The organism is Corynebacterium guangdongense (assembly GCF_030408915.1).
GTDB classification, from domain to species: Bacteria; Actinomycetota; Actinomycetes; order Mycobacteriales; family Mycobacteriaceae; genus Corynebacterium; species Corynebacterium guangdongense.
Map to the genome: position 1 here is coordinate 774,800 of NZ_CP047654.1, position 16,211 is coordinate 791,010.

General features: G+C 64.5%; 13 protein-coding genes and 1 rRNA gene. 12 read left to right on the forward strand and 2 right to left on the reverse strand.

The genetic code is table 11. The features are described 5' to 3' along the window. Positions 1-48 precede the first annotated feature (48 nt). A complete protein-coding gene (locus CGUA_RS03735; RefSeq protein ID WP_290197755.1) occupies positions 49-1,521 on the reverse strand; it encodes a multicopper oxidase family protein in 1,473 nt (490 codons plus the stop codon). 481 nt (positions 1,522-2,002) lie between these two features. On the opposite strand from CGUA_RS03735, the gene CGUA_RS03740 reads away from it, so the two are divergent. From CGUA_RS03740 to scpC, 4 genes are all read left to right on the forward strand, one after another. Further along, positions 2,003-2,524, forward strand: a complete 522-nt coding sequence (locus CGUA_RS03740) for a COX15/CtaA family protein (RefSeq protein ID WP_290197756.1) — start codon at positions 2,003-2,005, stop codon at positions 2,522-2,524. Then, positions 2,517-4,028 carry a multicopper oxidase family protein gene (locus CGUA_RS03745; protein WP_290197757.1) on the forward strand — a complete coding sequence of 504 codons (1,512 nt, stop codon included), beginning with the start codon at positions 2,517-2,519 and terminating at the stop codon, positions 4,026-4,028. The genes CGUA_RS03740 and CGUA_RS03745 overlap by 8 nt, the downstream gene beginning before the upstream one ends. Before the next feature lie 22 nt (positions 4,029-4,050). After that, positions 4,051-4,575 (forward strand): GNAT family N-acetyltransferase, encoded by a 525-nt coding sequence (locus tag CGUA_RS03750; protein WP_290197758.1) that lies wholly within the window; start codon positions 4,051-4,053, stop codon positions 4,573-4,575. Positions 4,576-4,735: 160 nt separating this feature from the next. Next, complete coding sequence (scpC, locus tag CGUA_RS03755) at positions 4,736-6,229, forward strand: succinyl-CoA:acetate CoA-transferase ScpC (protein WP_290197759.1); 1,494 nt, start codon at positions 4,736-4,738, stop codon at positions 6,227-6,229. 9 nt (positions 6,230-6,238) lie between these two features. On the opposite strand, the gene CGUA_RS03760 is transcribed toward scpC, so the two are convergent. Next, positions 6,239-7,198 carry a GlxA family transcriptional regulator gene (locus CGUA_RS03760; protein ID WP_290197760.1) on the reverse strand — a complete coding sequence of 320 codons (960 nt, stop codon included), beginning with the start codon at positions 7,196-7,198 and terminating at the stop codon, positions 6,239-6,241. 71 nt (positions 7,199-7,269) lie between these two features. On the opposite strand from CGUA_RS03760, the gene CGUA_RS03765 reads away from it, so the two are divergent. The 8 genes from CGUA_RS03765 (at position 7,270) to CGUA_RS03800 (ending at position 15,863) form a co-directional block, all read left to right on the forward strand. After that, on the forward strand, positions 7,270-7,902 hold the full coding sequence (locus CGUA_RS03765; RefSeq protein ID WP_290197761.1) for an HD domain-containing protein: 633 nt from the start codon (positions 7,270-7,272) through the stop codon (positions 7,900-7,902). A gap of 51 nt (positions 7,903-7,953) precedes the next feature. Further along, entirely contained in the window at positions 7,954-8,727 is a 774-nt protein-coding gene (locus CGUA_RS03770; protein ID WP_290197762.1) for a DUF4261 domain-containing protein, read from the forward strand. A 107-nt stretch (positions 8,728-8,834) separates the two neighbouring features. Next, a complete protein-coding gene (locus tag CGUA_RS03775; RefSeq protein WP_290197763.1) occupies positions 8,835-9,317 on the forward strand; it encodes a hypothetical protein in 483 nt (160 codons plus the stop codon). Positions 9,318-9,600: 283 nt separating this feature from the next. Next, the gene (locus tag CGUA_RS03780) at positions 9,601-10,617 is read left to right on the forward strand and encodes a siderophore ABC transporter substrate-binding protein (protein WP_290197764.1); all 1,017 of its coding nucleotides are present in this window, start codon (positions 9,601-9,603) and stop codon (positions 10,615-10,617) included. Positions 10,618-10,805: 188 nt separating this feature from the next. Beyond that, positions 10,806-11,801: an ABC transporter permease gene (locus CGUA_RS03785; RefSeq protein WP_290197765.1), complete on the forward strand. Its 996-nt coding sequence runs from the start codon at positions 10,806-10,808 to the stop codon at positions 11,799-11,801. A gap of 11 nt (positions 11,802-11,812) precedes the next feature. After that, complete coding sequence (locus CGUA_RS03790; protein ID WP_290197766.1) at positions 11,813-12,838, forward strand: iron chelate uptake ABC transporter family permease subunit; 1,026 nt, start codon at positions 11,813-11,815, stop codon at positions 12,836-12,838. Next, entirely contained in the window at positions 12,835-13,590 is a 756-nt protein-coding gene (locus CGUA_RS03795; RefSeq protein WP_290197767.1) for an iron ABC transporter ATP-binding protein, read from the forward strand. Before CGUA_RS03790 ends, CGUA_RS03795 begins: the two co-directional genes overlap by 4 nt. A 752-nt stretch (positions 13,591-14,342) precedes the next feature. Continuing rightward, a 16S ribosomal RNA gene (locus CGUA_RS03800) occupies positions 14,343-15,863 on the forward strand. Positions 15,864-16,211 lie beyond the last annotated feature (348 nt).

Here is a 16,211-nt window from a genome sequence, read left to right on the forward strand (position 1 = left end):
GGGAAATCCCCCTCATCTGTTATCGCAGGTGAGGGGGATTTCTCGTCGCTACAGGTACTTCATGGACGTCATCATGCCCGCCTCCATGTGATAGGCGTTGTGGCAGTGGAACGCCCATTCGCCGGGGTTGTTTGCGATGAGGTCGGCGACGACGGTCTCGTGCGGGCGCAGCAGGATGGTGTCCTTGCGCAGCCCGCCGCTTCGGGGCAGCGCCCAGGTGTGGCCGTGGATATGCATGGGGTGGACCATCATGCTGCGGTTGCGCATCACCATCCGCAGGGTCTCGCCCTGCTCGACGGTCGCGGGGGAGGAGCCTCCATCGGTGAGGATGGTCCACTGGTAGGGCATCATCTGCCCGCCCAGGTCGACGCTGGTCTGGCGGTCCGGCTCGCCGGTGTCCAGGATCGCGCGCTCGGCGGCGGTCAAGGACGACAGGAACAGTCCCGTGCCAGATAATTCAGGAAAGGACACGTCGGGTGCCGGGGCTTCGCCTCCACCGGTGCGGATGACCGCGAATGCGCGGTCGTCTTTTCCAGCGGCCAGCGCCACCAGCGGGAAGGCCCCGTTGCCGAGCGTGACCTCCACATCGACGCGTTCACCCATGGAGATGTAGAAGGATCCGGTCGCCGTCGGCTCGACGGGGAATCCGTCGGTGTGGGTGACGGTCATGCGGTGCCCGCCCATCGCCACCTTGAAGACGGTGTCGCCGCCCGCGTTGATGAAGCGAAGCCGGGCCTTGTCGCCCGGCTTCGCCTCGAAGGTCCGGGCGGCTCCGGGGATGCGGCCGTTGATCAGGTAATGGGGGTAGAGCACGTCGCCGACGTCGCCGCCGAGGGCCGGGTCCGTGGCCCCGCGCATCATTCCGCCGGAGCCGTGCATCCCCATCATGCCGCCCCCGCCCCCGGTGCCGGCGAGCTTCCGGAACTCGTTCTCCGGGGTGCCGGTGACGCCGTCGAGCCAGTCGTCGAGCACGACCGTCCATTCGACGTCGTGGTTCTCGGGGTCCTCCGGATCGCGGATGATCAGGGGAGCGTGCAGGCCCCGCTCGAGCTGCAGGCCGGTGTGGGGGTGGTAGAAGTATGTGCCGCCGTGGGGCACCTCGAAGGTGTATGTGTAGGTCTCGCCGGGCGCGATCGGATCCTGCGTCATGCCGGGGACGCCGTCGGCCTCATTGTGCAGGGCGATGCCGTGCCAGTGGACCGAGGTGTCCTCCGGCAGCTCGTTGACGACGTCGATCTGCAGCACGTCACCGACGGTGGCCTCGATGGTAGGGTCACCGCCGTCGATGAGGTAGCCCCACGTCTTCGCCTCAATCCCGCCGATGTCCATGGACACTGGCTTGGCGGTCAGCGTCCTGCGGAGGGTCGGCGCGCCCCTCGGGGCGGAGGGGAAGGAGCTCGCTCCGGTAGCGCGGGGGGAAGAGGTCGCGCCGGGCTCGCGTCCGCATGCGGCCAGCGCACCGGCGCCGGCCAGCAGTAGTCCGCCGAGGAGAAACTGGCGACGGGGCAGCCCACGGGTCATGGCAGTGTCCTTGGTCGAGAAAGTATGAATCTGAAGTGGGGAAAGTGGGGCATCACTCAAGGCAGCGCTTGACGACGCCTCCACTTCCGTCCCCTCCACTCGAGCCTAAGCCTCCGGGCGTGGAAAAAGGGGTCGAGTAGTGTGAATATTCCATGAAGATTTTGCAGGTCGCGCCAATTTTATTAATGGTCGGCGACAGCGGTGGCCGGGGGCCGTGAGGCGGACCAGGCGGTGATCGGGAGGGCGAAGGGCTGGCGCAGCCCCGGGTGGCGGGGTCTCCCGGGAGACGTCGGCCGGACGGAAACGTCTCCGACATGAGACCCGCGAACTATTGATTGAGCAGGGTATTACCTGTCACACTGTTGTCAATACAACTTGGTGCTCGACTTGATTGTTGCCGGTGTCCTTATCACCCTTTCATTCTGTCGCGCACCTCAAGCGTATTCACCGGTGAGCGACCCACCCCACAGGAGTTCCCACCATGAAAACCACCTACCGAGTCCTCGCCTGGGTCATCGCGGCCCTCGTCGTAGCTCAGGCCGCCTCCGAAGCATGGTTCGCCTCGGGAGTCGGCAAGTTCCTCCGCGAAGGCGGCACGCTCAACCTTGAGGACACCTCAGGGCCAGTCCCGTTCGTCGAGATCTACGGAGTCATCTGGCACGGGATGGCGGGCATGTACCTCATCCCCGTTGTCTCGCTGGTCTTCCTCATCGTCGGTTTCCTCTCCAGGAATCGGCGCGCCCGGACGTTCTCCCTCGTCGTGGCGGTGCTTGTCTTCCTGCAGGTGACGATGGGCATCCTCGCCTCGGACATGACCATTCTCGCCCTCTTCCATGGCATGAACGCGCTCCTGATCTTCGGAACGGCCCTGGCCGCGGCCCTCCTGGTGCCACGGACGACCGTGGACGAAGCGGGACGCACCCGGAGCGAGACCAGGCGCCACTTCCGGCGCAGCACACCCTTTGAGGAGCCCCGTCCCACCGTAGGAAGCAGTGGTGTCTAACACGCATCTTCTCGCCGAAGGTGTCCCCACCCGCCGCAGCTGGACGGTGATCGCCCGAAGGGTGGTCGCCGTCCTCGCCGTCGCACTGGTCGCCTGGGTGGCCTGGCTGTGGTGGGACAGTCGATTTCCGGCGATCTACTCGACCGTCCCGGAGTCGGCCGCCGTCCTCGGGCACGGCGGCCACTCCCGTTCCAGCGATGAACTCACCGGGGATCATCCCACCCGCTCCATCGCTGACCTGGGCGTCGACCCTGCGCTGCCGCCCGACGTCCGGGTCACGCTCGAGGCGCGCTCGGCCGATCTGAGCAATGCAACGGGCGGCGTGTTTTCGGGGTACACGTTGAACGGCTCCACCCCGGGACCGGAAATCCGGGCGCGCCAGGGGGACCTGGTGGAGGTGGAGCTCATCAACGTCAACATTGCCGACGGAACCACCTTGCACTGGCACGGGGTCGATGTGCCTGGAGCGATGGACGGCGTCGCCGGGGTAACCCAGGACGCGGTGATGCCCGGGGAGAGCTTCACCTACCGATTTCTGGCTGAGGATTCGGGAACGTACTGGTACCACGCTCATCAGGTGTCCCACCAACAGGTGATGGGTGGGCTGCTCGGACCCCTGGTGGTGGAACCGACGGGGGAGGACACCGCCGACATCGTCATGCTCCTGCACACCTACCCGGGAGGCTCGCGGACCCTCGCCGGGGTACCCGGGCAAACCCGGCAGGAGTTCGCGCCGGGTTCGATCGTCCGGGTGCGGGTGATCAACACGGACAACGGCACGTCCTTCGTCTGGGTGCCGGGCGCGCCCGTCCGGGTGCTGGCGATCGACGGCACCGACCTGCACGGGCCGGGACCGGTCCAGCAGACGAAGATCCGGCTGGCCGCCGGTGGCCGGGCGGATCTGGAGGTCACGGTGCCGCCAGACGGGGGAGTCCGTGTTCAGACAGCGGGCGCCTCGCTGATTCTCGGGCCGGGGGAGGCGGGGGCGCCCGAAACGCCGGCGCCGGCCGCGGAGCTCGACCTGCTGGCCTACGGCACCCCGGCGGCAACGCCGCTCGCCCATGCTGAGGTCGACAAAAGCTACGAGTACATCGTCGGCCAGCGCCCCGGCTTCCTCGACGGCCGGCCGGGTTACTGGTGGACGATCAACGGCAAAATGGGAAAGCACGTGCCGTCCTTCAGCGTGCGCGAGGGGGATGTGGTGGCCATGACCGTCACGAACAAGTCGTCGGAGGTGCACCCCATGCACCTGCACGGGCACCATCTGCTGGTGCTGGCGCGGGATGGGGTGACGTCGTCAAGCGCGCCCTGGTGGACGGATTCCCTGGACGTGGCTCCCGGCGAGTCCTATGACGTCGTCTTCCTCGCCGACAACCCGGGCGTGTGGATGGATCACTGCCACAACCTGCCGCACGCGGTGGAGGGGCTGATGACCCACGTCGTCTACGAGGGGGTGACGACGCCCTACCTGCTGGGGCGGGACTCGGGGAACGAACCGGAGTAGCCGCCGACCTACAATCGCAGCCATGCCTGAACACCTCATCCGTCGAACCACCACGTCCTGCGGGGACGTCGCCACGCTGAAGTCGGTCGCTGAACGCGCATTCGTCGGCGCCTTTGCGGGGCATATCCCCGACGCGGACATGAGGCGCTACTTCGACACGGCCTACTCGCCGGAGACGCTGACCCGGGAGGTGGCGGACCCGGACGCCGACGTCTTCTTCCTGGAAGCCGGGGGAGAGACGCTCGGTTACATCAAGGTCAACGTCGGCGACGCCCAGACCGAACCGATGGGGGACGAGTGTGCGGAACTCCAGCGCATCTACCTCCTCCCGGAGGCGGTCGGCGGCGGCTACGGTTCGGCGCTCATGGCCAAAGCGGTGGACGTCGCACGGGCATGGGGTAGGTCGAGGATGTGGCTGGGGGTGTGGGATCGCAACGAGACCGCGCTGAGGTTCTACCGGGCGAAGGGCTTCGAAAGGGTCGGGGAGCACTGGTTCAGCACCGGTTTCTCGCGACAACTGGACTGGATTCTCGCGCGCGACATCTGACGCGTGGGCTCGGGCTGACCGGTCCTCTGGGGTGCAGGGACGACAATTTAACTTGTCCGGATCTGTGGGAAATATGGCGCTGATTACCCCGGCACTTAAACGTGTTGTGTAGCACATTGGGGGCTGTCGTCCTATTTCCGATTCCCAGCAGGAGAACACCATGAATGAGCGCATCAGCCACGTCGGGCTTCGTGACAAGGTTCGGACCGCCGAGGAGGCGGCGGAACTGATCCACCACGGTGACGTCGTCGGATTCTCCGGTTTCACCGGTGCCGCCTACCCGAAGGCGCTGCCCACCGCGATCGCGGAGCGGGCCAAGGCGGCCCACGCCCGCGGCGATGACTTCGCCATCGACCTGTACACCGGCGCCTCGACGGCGCCGGACTGTGACGGGGTCCTCGCCGAGGCCGACGCGATTCGCTTCCGTATGCCGTACCAGTCGGACCCGACGATGCGCAGCAAGATCAACGGCGGCTCCCTGCTGTACGCGGACGTTCATCTGTCCCACTCCGCCCGTCAGATCGCCACCGGCGTCTACGGCGACATTGACGTCGCCGTCGTCGAGGTCACGCGCATCACCGAGGACGGCCACCTCATCCCGTCCTCCGGCGTCGGCAACAACGTCGAGATCCTCGACAAGGCCAAGAAGATCATCGTCGAGGTCAACGCCTGGCAGTCGCTGGAGCTGGAGGGCATGGCCGACATCTACCGCGTGCGCTCGAAGGTCCCGATCCCGATCACCGACACCGGTGACCGCATCGGCGCCACCTACATCGACATCGACGTCAATAAGGTCGTGGCCGTCGTCGAGACCGACGCGCCCGACCGCAACTCGCCCTTCACCCCGATTGACGAGTGCTCCCAGCAGATCGCCTCGAACTTCCTCGGCTTCCTCGAGGGTGAGGTGGAGGCGGGCCGGCTGGCCTACGACCAGTTCTGCATGCAGTCCGGCGTCGGCAACGTCCCCAACGCCGTCATGGCCGGCCTGCTGGACTCAAAATTCGAGAACATCAAGGCCTACACCGAGGTCATCCAGGACGGCATGCTCGACCTGATCGACGCCGGCAAGATGACGGTCGCATCGGCGACCTCCTTCTCCCTTTCCCCGGACGCGGCCGAGGTGATGAACGAGAAGGCAGCGCACTACCGCAAGTACATCATCACCCGCCCGCTGCACGTCTCGAACCACCCCGAGGTCATCCGCCGCATGGACCTCATCTCCTCCAACGGCATGATCGAGGCCGACATCTACGGAAACATCAACTCCACCAACGTGACCGGTACGCGGGTCATGAACGGCATCGGTGGCTCGGGCGATTTCACCCGGAACGCGATCGCCTCCACCTTCATCTCCCCGTCGACGGCCAAGGGCGGCGCCATTTCGGCCATCGTCCCCTTCGCCTCCCACATCGACCACACCGAGCATGACGCGATGGTCATCATCACCGAGTACGGCATCGCCGACCTGCGTGGCCTCGCGCCGGCGGAACGTGCCAAGCGGGTGATCAAGGTCGCTCACCCGGAGTACCGTCCGCTGCTGGAGGAGTACGTCGAGCGCGCGCTCAAGGGCAAGAACGTCCACACCCCGCACGACCTGTCCACCGCGCTGTCCTTCCACCAGCGCTTCGAGGAGACCGGCTCGATGAAGCCCTAGGCCGTCGGGTCAGGAGCCGCGGCGCTGTTCGCGGTACTCCGTCGGCGTGAGATCGAGGTGCTTCCGGAACACCCGGCGCATGGTCTCGTCACTGCCGAAGCCACTGAGCTCGGCGGCGTCGGCGACGCCGTAGTTCGCCGACAGCAGCCGGCAGGCGGCGTCGAGACGCACCTGCTCAATCCAGCGCGCCGGGGTGGTTCCCGTCTCCGCCTGGATGAGCCTGGTGAGATGGCGGGTACTCAGGTGCGCGGCCCTGGCCAGGCTCTGCAGCGTGTGTTTGCCCGCCGGCCGGTCGATCACCTCGGCCATCGCCCGCCGCAGCGATTCGTGGTGGACGGACGACAGGTTCAGCGCGTCGGAGAACTGGGACTGGTCGCCGGCCCGCTGCATGAAGACGATCATGTCCCGGGCGACGTTCCGGGACCGTTCTGCGCCGTGATCGTCCTCCACCAGCGCCAGTGACAGGTCGATGCCCGTGGTGATTCCCCCTGACGTGAAGAAGCGGCCGTCGCGGACGAAGACAACGTCCTCCTCGACCTCCACCCGCGGATACCGTCGCGCCAGGGTGGCGGTCTCGCGCCAGTGGGTGGTGGCCTTCCGGCCGTCGAGAAGCCCCAGCGCCGCCAGGATGAAGGAGCCGGTGCACACGCTGGCCACCCGCCGCGCGGTTCCGACCAGCCGGAGCAGGTCCGCGCGGTGGCGCTCGACGTCGAAGAGATGCTCCAGGTCGTTGGCGCCCGCGACGATGAGCGTGTCCACCGGACCCGCCGCGCGCAGCGGGAGGGTGTCCGCGATCGCGATGCCCGCGGAGCTGCGGACCGTGCCCCCCGCGGGGGAGAGGTAGTGCAGCCCGTAGCCGCCCGCGCGGGAGAAGACCTCGGCGGGACCGGCGACGTCGAGCATGGTCACTCCGGGGAAGGCGAGGATACCGACGTCCTTTTCTGTGGGGGACCCGTCAGTGGAGCGCATGGGAAAAGTCTACGTCAGCCGATCAGACTGGGCAGTGACCATAGTGACAGAACAAGGACAAGGAGAGAGTCATGACGCTCAACGGCATCACCATCCCGGACTCGGGCATCGCTAAGGAGGCGACCGAACTGGTCCGCGACGTCGCCACCGAATTCGTCTTCGATCACAGTTCCCGCGTCTATTTCTTCGCGGCGCTACGCGGCGACAAGGAGGGACTCAGCTACGACCCGGAGATTCTCTACGTCTCGGCGATGTTCCACGACCTCGGGCTGACGGACAAATACATGAGCGACGACCAGCGCTTCGAGGTCGACGCCGCCGACGTCGCCCACGAATTCCTCACCTCCCACGGACTCCCGGAGGCAAAGGCCAGGACCGCCTGGCTCGCCATTGCGCTGCACACCACCCCGGGAATCCCGCTGCACATGGAGCCGGAGGTCGCGTTGACCACCCGGGGCGTCGAGATGGACGTCATGGGCCTCGACTTCGACGCCTACAGCCCGGCTGAACGCGACGCCGTCACCGCCCTGCATCCCCGGGTGAACTTCAAGGAGGCAGTCATCGACTCCTTCTACCAGGGGCTCAAGCACCGCCCGGCCACCGTCTTCGGCAACATCAAGTCCGACGTGCTCGCCGACAGGGACCCCAGCTTCGAGCGCGAGAACTTTGTGGACAAGATCCGGAACTCGGCCTGGCCGGAGTAGCTCGGTATTGTCGTCGGGAGCACCGCCCGTCTACGCCTGAAGGACTCCACCATGACCCAGACTCCGCCCGCCAACGACGTGGCGATGGGAACCATCCTGCTCTCGAGCCACCGCGACGCGGAGTCCCTGCTGGAGCTCGTGCGCCGGTTCGCGCCCGGGGCGTGCGTCGGCGCCGAGGGCGAAACCGGCTCGGCGATCATCCAGTACAGCGACGGCGGCGTCGAACTTTTCCTCACCCCGATCGACGCCTCCCACGCCGGTCAGGAAGTCGTGGACTACATCCACCCCATCCTCACCGAGGAGGAGGAGATCCCGCACATCATCAACCACAGCGCCCAACTTCTGGTCGTCGCCGCCCGACTGGGCGGGGGCAATCCCGGGCGCGCCCGCGAAGAAAGGCGGGAGGTGCGCCAGGCCCACGCACGGGCGATCCGCGGCCTGATCGACATGGAGGAGGCCGTCGGCTACGTCCGCCCCGGCACGACGATGGGGCTGCGGGCGCTGCGCGGCCAGCTTGCCGACGCCACCCAGCCGCCGGTCTATCTCCACGCGCCGGTCTGGCTGTGGGCCGGCGACGACGGACTGACCGCCTACACGTTCGGGCTGGCGGACCTCGGCCACCCCGAACTGCAGGTCGTGGCCTCGGCGGCGGAGCCCGCGGAGATCTTCACCCTCCTGTGCGACCTGGTGGCCTACGTGGCGGAGAAGGGGGCGACGCTGAGCGACGGCGACACCTTCGGCCGCACCGGGGGCGAGCGCATCCCGCTGACCGGTGCCCGGTGGCTGGTAGACGCGGAGCAGGACGCCCTCCGTCTGGAGATCTGACTGCAGGGTTGCTGTGAGACTGCCCCGGTTCGTTGCGCGGGTCCCGGTTCGGGCCTATCCTGAAAAGGAGACACGACAACAATCGACTTACCGCAAGGGGACACACCATGTCTGTAATCGCCACCGCTGCTCTGCGCATTATCCCGGGCCTGTTCATCGCAAACTCCGGCATCGGCAAGATCGGAATGCCGGCCGAGATGTCCACGGGCATCCAGGAGGCGGCCGCGTCCGGCATTCCGGCGCTGAAGAACCTGCCGGCCGAGAAGTTCGGCACCTACCTGGGTTACGCGGAGACCGCTCTGGGTGCGGCGCTGCTGGCGCCGGTCGTCCCCAACTGGGTCGCCGGCGCCGGCCTGACCGCCTTCGGTTCCGGTCTGCTGACGATGTATTTCAGCAACCCGGAGAACACCGAGGAGGACGGCATCCGTCCGTCCTATGAGGGAATCTCCCTGGCCAAGGACTCCTGGCTCGTGGCCATGGGCGTGGCGCTGCTGGCCGACGGCCTGGCCGACAAGTCCGCCAAGGAAGCGAAGAAGGAAGCCAAGCAGGCCCAGAAGGAAGCCAAGAAGCTGATTCGCCAGAACAGCTAGTCCGGAACGAGCATTGCCGGGCGGCCGCCACCTCCGAATTGGGGGTGGCGGCCGCCACCCTTTTCCGGTCGCGGCCGGCGTGGGATGTGAACTGGCCCACATAAGCCGGTGGCGGGATGCGGGGTCACTGGCCCCCAGCTGGGAAAACGTTCGAGGGGCGATGGGGGCGACGGAAAAAGTATTTAGGAAACACTTGCGTTCGCTAATCCCTGGGCCGTAGGGTTCCAGGTCGAAGGTAACCCTTACCTAACTAAGGCTTGTTAAGACCCGAAAGAGGAAAATCATGTCCCGTTTCCGTCGCTCCGCGATCGCACTCGTCGCCTCCGCCGGCCTCATCCTGACCGGCTGCTCGGCCACCGAGGGCTCCTCCTCCGCCGAGTCCTCCCCGGCCGCTGGTTCGGAAGCCGCGGAGTCCGCCGACACCGTCACCGTCGAGGACAACTATGGCACCCAGGAAGTGCCGGTGGATCCGGAGACCGTCGTCGCGCTGGACAACCGCACCTTCGAGGTCCTCCACGACTGGGACGTCGACCTCGCCGCCGCCCCGCTCGACCTGCTGCCCAAGGGGGCCGACTGGTACTCCGAGGAGGACGGCACCCTCAACATCGGCAACCACCGCGAGCCGAACCTCGAGATCATCACCGCGACCCAGCCGGATCTCATCGTCTCCGGTCAGCGCTTCGCCACCCACGACGAGGACATCAAGAAGCTGAACCCGGACACCCCGCTGGTGGACTTCGAGCCCCGAGAGGGCCAGGCCTGGGACCAGGAGCTCATCCGCCAGGTCACCGAGCTGGGCAAGATCTTCGACAAGGAGGAGGAGTCCCAGGAGCTGGTCGACGAGTTCAACGCCGCGCTTGAGCGTGCCCGCGAGGCCTACGACCCGGCAAAGAAGGTCATGGCCGTCAACGTCTCCGGCGGCGAGATCGGCTACATCGCCCCGGGCGTCGGCCGCACCTACGGCTTCCTCTTCGACCTGGTCGGCATGACCCCGGCCCTCGAGGTGGCGGGCTCCTCCTCCAACCACGAGGGCGACGACATCTCCGTCGAGGCCATCGCCCAGTCCAACCCGGACATTCTCCTGGTCCTCGACCGTGACGCGGCCGTCCAGTCGACCGACCCGGCCACCTACACCGCGGCCGAGAACGTCATCCGTGACAACCCGGCCCTGCAGAACGTGACCGCCGTCCAGGACGACGCCATCTACCTGGCGCCGGGCGACACCTACACGAACGAGTCGATCATCACCTACACCGAAATCCTCAACGGCATGGCGGACCTCTTCGAGTCGCAGAAGTAGGCCCGACCTATCCCGAAGGCAGTGTGGACCTGATCAGCGTGGCTGAATTAGGCCACACTTTTCTTCGCTAAAGGGTGCCCCCACTCTTGTTCGTCGAGAGATGCTGTGAGTAAGGTGGACCTAAGTTGCTGGGCCGTCGCCGGTTCAGCGCTTAACTATGTACGGACCTGAGAGACAGAAAAGCCTTCATGACACAGACAACGCAGCGGCCCACCGGGCGGGTGGCGCGTACCCGTCAGCGGTTGGTGGACTGGAAACTCCTCGTCGCCACCCTCGCGGTCGTCGCACTGCTGGTCGTCTCGCTGATGGTGGGGGAGTACGGGGTCTTCAGCCAGGCCGACGGCCGGCAGATGTTCTTCACCACGCGAGTGCCACGCACCGTCGCCCTGGTTCTGTCCGGCGCCGCCATGGCGATGTGCGGGCTGGTCATGCAGCTGCTGACGCAGAACCGCTTCGTCGAACCGACCACCACCGGCACTACCGAGTGGGCCGGTCTCGGCCTGCTGGTGACCATTTATCTGGTGCCGACCGCCTCCGTCCTCGACCGCATGATCGTCTCCGTGATCTTCGCGTTCATCGGAACGATGGTCTTCTTCCTGTTCCTGCGCCGGGTCTCGCTGAAGTCTTCGCTGGTCGTCCCGATCATCGGCATCATGCTCGGCGCCGTGGTCAGCGCGATCTCCACCTTCTTCGCGCTGAAGACGGACATGCTGCAGCAGTTGGGAATCTGGTTCGCCGGCTCCTTCACCTCCGTGTACTCCGGCCAGTACGAGGTGCTCTGGATCGTCGTCTTCGTGGTCCTCGCCGTGTTCGCTTTCGCCGACCGGCTCACCGTGGCAGGCCTGGGCAAGGACGTCGCGACCAACGTCGGCATCAACTACAACATGATGATCCTGCTCGGCACCTCGCTCGTGGCGGTCGCCACCGGCGTGGTCACCGTCGTCGTCGGCGCGCTGCCGTTCCTCGGGCTCATCGTGCCCAACGTCGTGTCCATGATGCGCGGCGACGACCTCCGCTCGAACCTGCCGTGGGTGTGCCTGGCCGGCGTCGCCGTGGTCACCGTCTGTGACCTCATCGGCCGAACCATCATTTCGCCGTTCGAGATGCCGGTCTCCGTCATCCTCGGCATCGTGGGCGCCGTCGTCTTCGTCGTCCTGATTCTTCGCACGACGAGGAAGGCATAGGAGGCAGAGCCATGACAACCACCATCGCCGCGCAGGACCGCCACGTCGGCGCTTTCACCACCGCCCGCGGCCGCCGGAAGTACTGGGTGCTGCTGCTGTCCATGCTCGCGCTGGCGAGCCTGTCGGCCCTCGGCCTCCTCGCCTACAACAACCCCATGGAGTTCGGGACCCCTGGATTCTGGCTGATCGCCCAGCGTCGCCTGGACTCGGTGATCGCCATGGCGGTCGTCGCGATCTGCCAGGGCATGGCGACGGTCGCCTTCCACACCGTCACCAACAACCGCATCGTCACCCCGTCGATCATGGGCTTCGAGTCGCTGTACCGCGTGATCCACACGGGCACCGTGTTCTTCTTCGGCGCCGTCGGCCTGGTCAACGCGAACAACCTGGGCATGTTCGTCGTCCAGATCCTGCTCATGGTCGGACTCTCGCTGGTGCTCTACTCCTGGCTGCTGACCTCAAGCACGACCAACATCCACGCGATGCTGCTGATCGGCGTCGTCATCGGCGGCGGCCTCGGCTCGATCGCCACCTTCATGCAGCGGCTGCTGACCCCGAGTGAGTTCGACGTGCTCACCGCGCGCCTGTTCGGCTCGGTCAACAACGCGGACTCCTCCTACTATCCGATCGCCATTCCGCTGTGCCTGATCGGTGCGGGACTGCTCTACGTCAACTCCCGTCGGCTCAACGTCATCGCCCTCGGCCGGGACACCGCCATGAACCTGGGCGTGAACTTCAAGACCAACGCCGTCTACACGCTGGTCCTCGTCGCCGTCCTCATGGCCGTCTCCACCGCTCTGGTGGGGCCGATGACCTTCCTCGGCTTCCTCGTCGCGACCCTGGCCTATCAGTTCTCCGACACCTACGACCACCGCTTCATCTTCCCGATGGCCACCGTCATCGGCTTCGTCGTCCTGACGACCGCCTACTTCGTGATGAACCACATCTTCTACGCCCAGGGCGTGGTCTCCATCCTCATCGAGATCGTCGGTGGCACGGTCTTCCTCCTCGTCATCATGAGAAAGGGACGCCTGTGATTACCCTCAGCAATGTCCAGAAGGCGTATAACTCCGACGTCGCCATCGGCCCGGTCAACCTCGAGATCCCGGCCGGCGGCATCACCGCGTTGGTCGGGCCCAACGGCGCCGGCAAGTCGACGCTGCTGACCATGATCGGCCGCCTGCTGACCATGGACGCCGGCGACATCACCGTCGCCCAGCACGACATCTCCAAGACGAAGTCGAAGGACCTGGCGAAGATCATCTCGATCCTGCGCCAGGAGAACCATTTCGTCACCAAGCTGACCGTCCGTCAGCTCGTCGGTTTCGGCCGCTTCCCCTACTCGGGTGGCCGGCTCACCGAGGAGGACGAGAAGATCGTCTCGCGCTACATCGACTTCCTCAACCTCACCGATCTGGAGGGTCGCTACCTTGATCAGCTCTCCGGTGGCCAGCGTCAGCGCGCCTACGTCGCCATGGTGCTGTGCCAGGAAACCGATTACGTGCTCCTCGACGAGCCCCTCAACAACCTGGACATCGCCCACTCGGTGCAGATGATGCGGCATCTGCAGGACGCGGCCCGCGAATTCGGCCGGACGATCATCGTCGTCCTCCACGACATCAATTTCGCCGCCCGCTACGGCGACTACATCTGCGCGGTCAAGGACGGGCAGATCGTCGCTTTCGGTTCGCCGGCCGCGATCATGCAGGATGAGCTGCTAACCGACATCTTCAACACCCCGATCAAGGTCATCGACGGACCCGACGGGTTGTTGGCCTGCTACCACTGAGCACGCTTGTCGACGCTCGGCTGTAGACGCGGCATTGCCCGGACACGGTGGTGCCGCGTCGCCTTTTTCCCGCAAGGGCGGCGGAGGAGGGGCGGCGCCCCTAACATGACGGGCGGGCGGAAATCTCCGGTTTCCAGCGAAAACAGGAAGAAAAACCGGGAAATTTGGGTTTGGCGGGACACTCTGGCTACTATCAAACGAGTCGCCAACGAAACGGGGCCGAGAGGTTCCCTGCGGATGACGACAAAGAGATTTAATCCCGAGTTTGACTCAGTTCAAACGAGAGAATAACATCGAACAAGTTGCTTAAAGCCGGAGCGAGCTTCGGTAGAGAGTATACGGTTGTTGTGTGAGAACTCAATAGTGTGCCAATGTACTTTTGTTTATACATGATCGTGTGATCGTGTGTGGCGTGGGTGTTCTGGCTGGTCTGGTCCCGGTTTGTGGGTCGGTCCGGTCGGGTGGCGTACCTGGGGTGGTGTCCTTCCATATGGGCCCGCCTGAGATGCACGGGATCCGGGTCTTGATGGCCTGTGGTTCCTAGTGTGGTGCGGCATTGCTCATGGTATGCGCGGTCGTGTCCCCTGTTGGGGGGCACGGTTGTGGTTGCGTCGGCCCCGTTCCACCTCGTCGGTGGGGGTCGGCGGTATGAGTTTTATGTTGTGGTTTTTGGACGATGGCAAACATCAGTGATTTTTGTCAGTTGTTCTTTTTTGCCTGGTGTCAGGCTTTTCGCCTGCATTTTTGCAGTTTTTGTGGAGAGTTTGATCCTGGCTCAGGATGAACGCTGGCGGCGTGCTTAACACATGCAAGTCGAACGGAAAGGCCCCCAGCTTGCTGGGGGTGCTCGAGTGGCGAACGGGTGAGTAACACGTGGGTGATCTGCCCCGCACTTCGGGATAAGCCTGGGAAACTGGGTCTAATACCGGATAGGACCATCCTTCGGTGGGTGGTGGAAAGATTTATCGGTGTGGGATGAGCCTGCGGCCTATCAGCTTGTTGGTGGGGTAATGGCCTACCAAGGCGTCGACGGGTATCCGGCCTGAGAGGGTGTACGGACACATTGGGACTGAGATACGGCCCAGACTCCTACGGGAGGCAGCAGTGGGGAATATTGCACAATGGGCGCAAGCCTGATGCAGCGACGCCGCGTGGGGGATGACGGCCTTCGGGTTGTAAACTCCTTTCGACAGGGACGAAGAGGAATTGACGGTACCTGTAGAAGAAGCACCGGCTAACTACGTGCCAGCAGCCGCGGTAATACGTAGGGTGCGAGCGTTGTCCGGAATTACTGGGCGTAAAGAGCTCGTAGGTGGTTTGTCACGTCACTTGTGGAAAACCGGGGCTTAACTCCGGTCGGGCAGGTGATACGGGCTTACTTGAGTGCTGTAGGGGAGACTGGAATTCCTGGTGTAGCGGTGAAATGCGCAGATATCAGGAGGAACACCAATGGCGAAGGCAGGTCTCTGGGCAGTTACTGACGCTGAGGAGCGAAAGCATGGGTATCGAACAGGATTAGATACCCTGGTAGTCCATGCTGTAAACGGTGGGCGCTAGGTGTAGGGACCTTCCACGGTTTCTGTGCCGTAGCTAACGCATTAAGCGCCCCGCCTGGGGAGTACGGCCGCAAGGCTAAAACTCAAAGGAATTGACGGGGGCCCGCACAAGCGGCGGAGCATGTGGATTAATTCGATGCAACGCGAAGAACCTTACCTGGGCTTGACATACACCGGACCGGGCCAGAGATGGTCCTTCCCTTTGTGGCTGGTGTACAGGTGGTGCATGGTTGTCGTCAGCTCGTGTCGTGAGATGTTGGGTTAAGTCCCGCAACGAGCGCAACCCTTGTCTTATGTTGCCAGCACGTGATGGTGGGGACTCATGAGAGACTGCCGGGGTTAACTCGGAGGAAGGTGGGGATGACGTCAAATCATCATGCCCCTTATGTCCAGGGCTTCACACATGCTACAATGGTCGGTACAACGGGTCGCGATACTGTGAAGTGGAGCTAATCCCCTAAAGCCGGCCTTAGTTCGGATTGGGGTCTGCAACTCGACCCCATGAAGTCGGAGTCGCTAGTAATCGTAGATCAGCAACGCTGCGGTGAATACGTTCCGGGGCCTTGTACACACCGCCCGTCACGTCATGAAAGTTGGTAACACCCGAAGCCAGCGGCCCAACCCTTGTGGAGGGAGCTGTCGAAGGTGGGATCGGCGATTGGGACGAAGTCGTAACAAGGTAGCCGTACCGGAAGGTGCGGCTGGATCACCTCCTTTCTAAGGAGATTTTTTGTCAGTCACGCCGGAGGCAGGAATGCCCGGTGTGCGTGCCCGCAGTTGCGGGTGTTGTGGTTGAGTCACCGGTTGTGTGGCTGCCACGTATCTGTTGGGGTGGATGCGCCAGTGCCCCCGGACGTCGATGTCCGGTGGATGCGCGCGCCGCGGCATGGTCGCATGGTGTATGAACGGTTTGGTATGTTGGCGCACTGTTGGGTGTCTGGGGCAACACTGGTTGTTCTGTGACCTTCCCGTGCATGACTGTCTGGATGCTGAAGTCCCGGTGGTTGTGGTGGGTGGGTGTGTTGTGTGAGAACTGTATAGTGGACGCGAGCATCTTTATTTGAA

What these genes read in the sequence shown, in the direction of transcription:
- CGUA_RS03735 (WP_290197755.1), bottom strand. Translation starts at nt 1,521, where the DNA reads ATGACCCGTGGGCTGCCCCGTCGCCAGTTTCTCCTCGGCGGACTACTG.
- CGUA_RS03740 (WP_290197756.1), top strand. Translation starts at nt 2,003, where the DNA reads ATGAAAACCACCTACCGAGTCCTCGCCTGGGTCATCGCGGCCCTCGTC.
- CGUA_RS03750 (WP_290197758.1), top strand. Translation starts at nt 4,051, where the DNA reads ATGCCTGAACACCTCATCCGTCGAACCACCACGTCCTGCGGGGACGTC.
- scpC (WP_290197759.1), top strand. Translation starts at nt 4,736, where the DNA reads ATGAATGAGCGCATCAGCCACGTCGGGCTTCGTGACAAGGTTCGGACC.
- CGUA_RS03760 (WP_290197760.1), bottom strand. Translation starts at nt 7,198, where the DNA reads ATGCGCTCCACTGACGGGTCCCCCACAGAAAAGGACGTCGGTATCCTC.
- CGUA_RS03765 (WP_290197761.1), top strand. Translation starts at nt 7,270, where the DNA reads ATGACGCTCAACGGCATCACCATCCCGGACTCGGGCATCGCTAAGGAG.
- CGUA_RS03770 (WP_290197762.1), top strand. Translation starts at nt 7,954, where the DNA reads ATGACCCAGACTCCGCCCGCCAACGACGTGGCGATGGGAACCATCCTG.
- CGUA_RS03775 (WP_290197763.1), top strand. Translation starts at nt 8,835, where the DNA reads ATGTCTGTAATCGCCACCGCTGCTCTGCGCATTATCCCGGGCCTGTTC.
- CGUA_RS03780 (WP_290197764.1), top strand. Translation starts at nt 9,601, where the DNA reads ATGTCCCGTTTCCGTCGCTCCGCGATCGCACTCGTCGCCTCCGCCGGC.
- CGUA_RS03785 (WP_290197765.1), top strand. Translation starts at nt 10,806, where the DNA reads ATGACACAGACAACGCAGCGGCCCACCGGGCGGGTGGCGCGTACCCGT.
- CGUA_RS03790 (WP_290197766.1), top strand. Translation starts at nt 11,813, where the DNA reads ATGACAACCACCATCGCCGCGCAGGACCGCCACGTCGGCGCTTTCACC.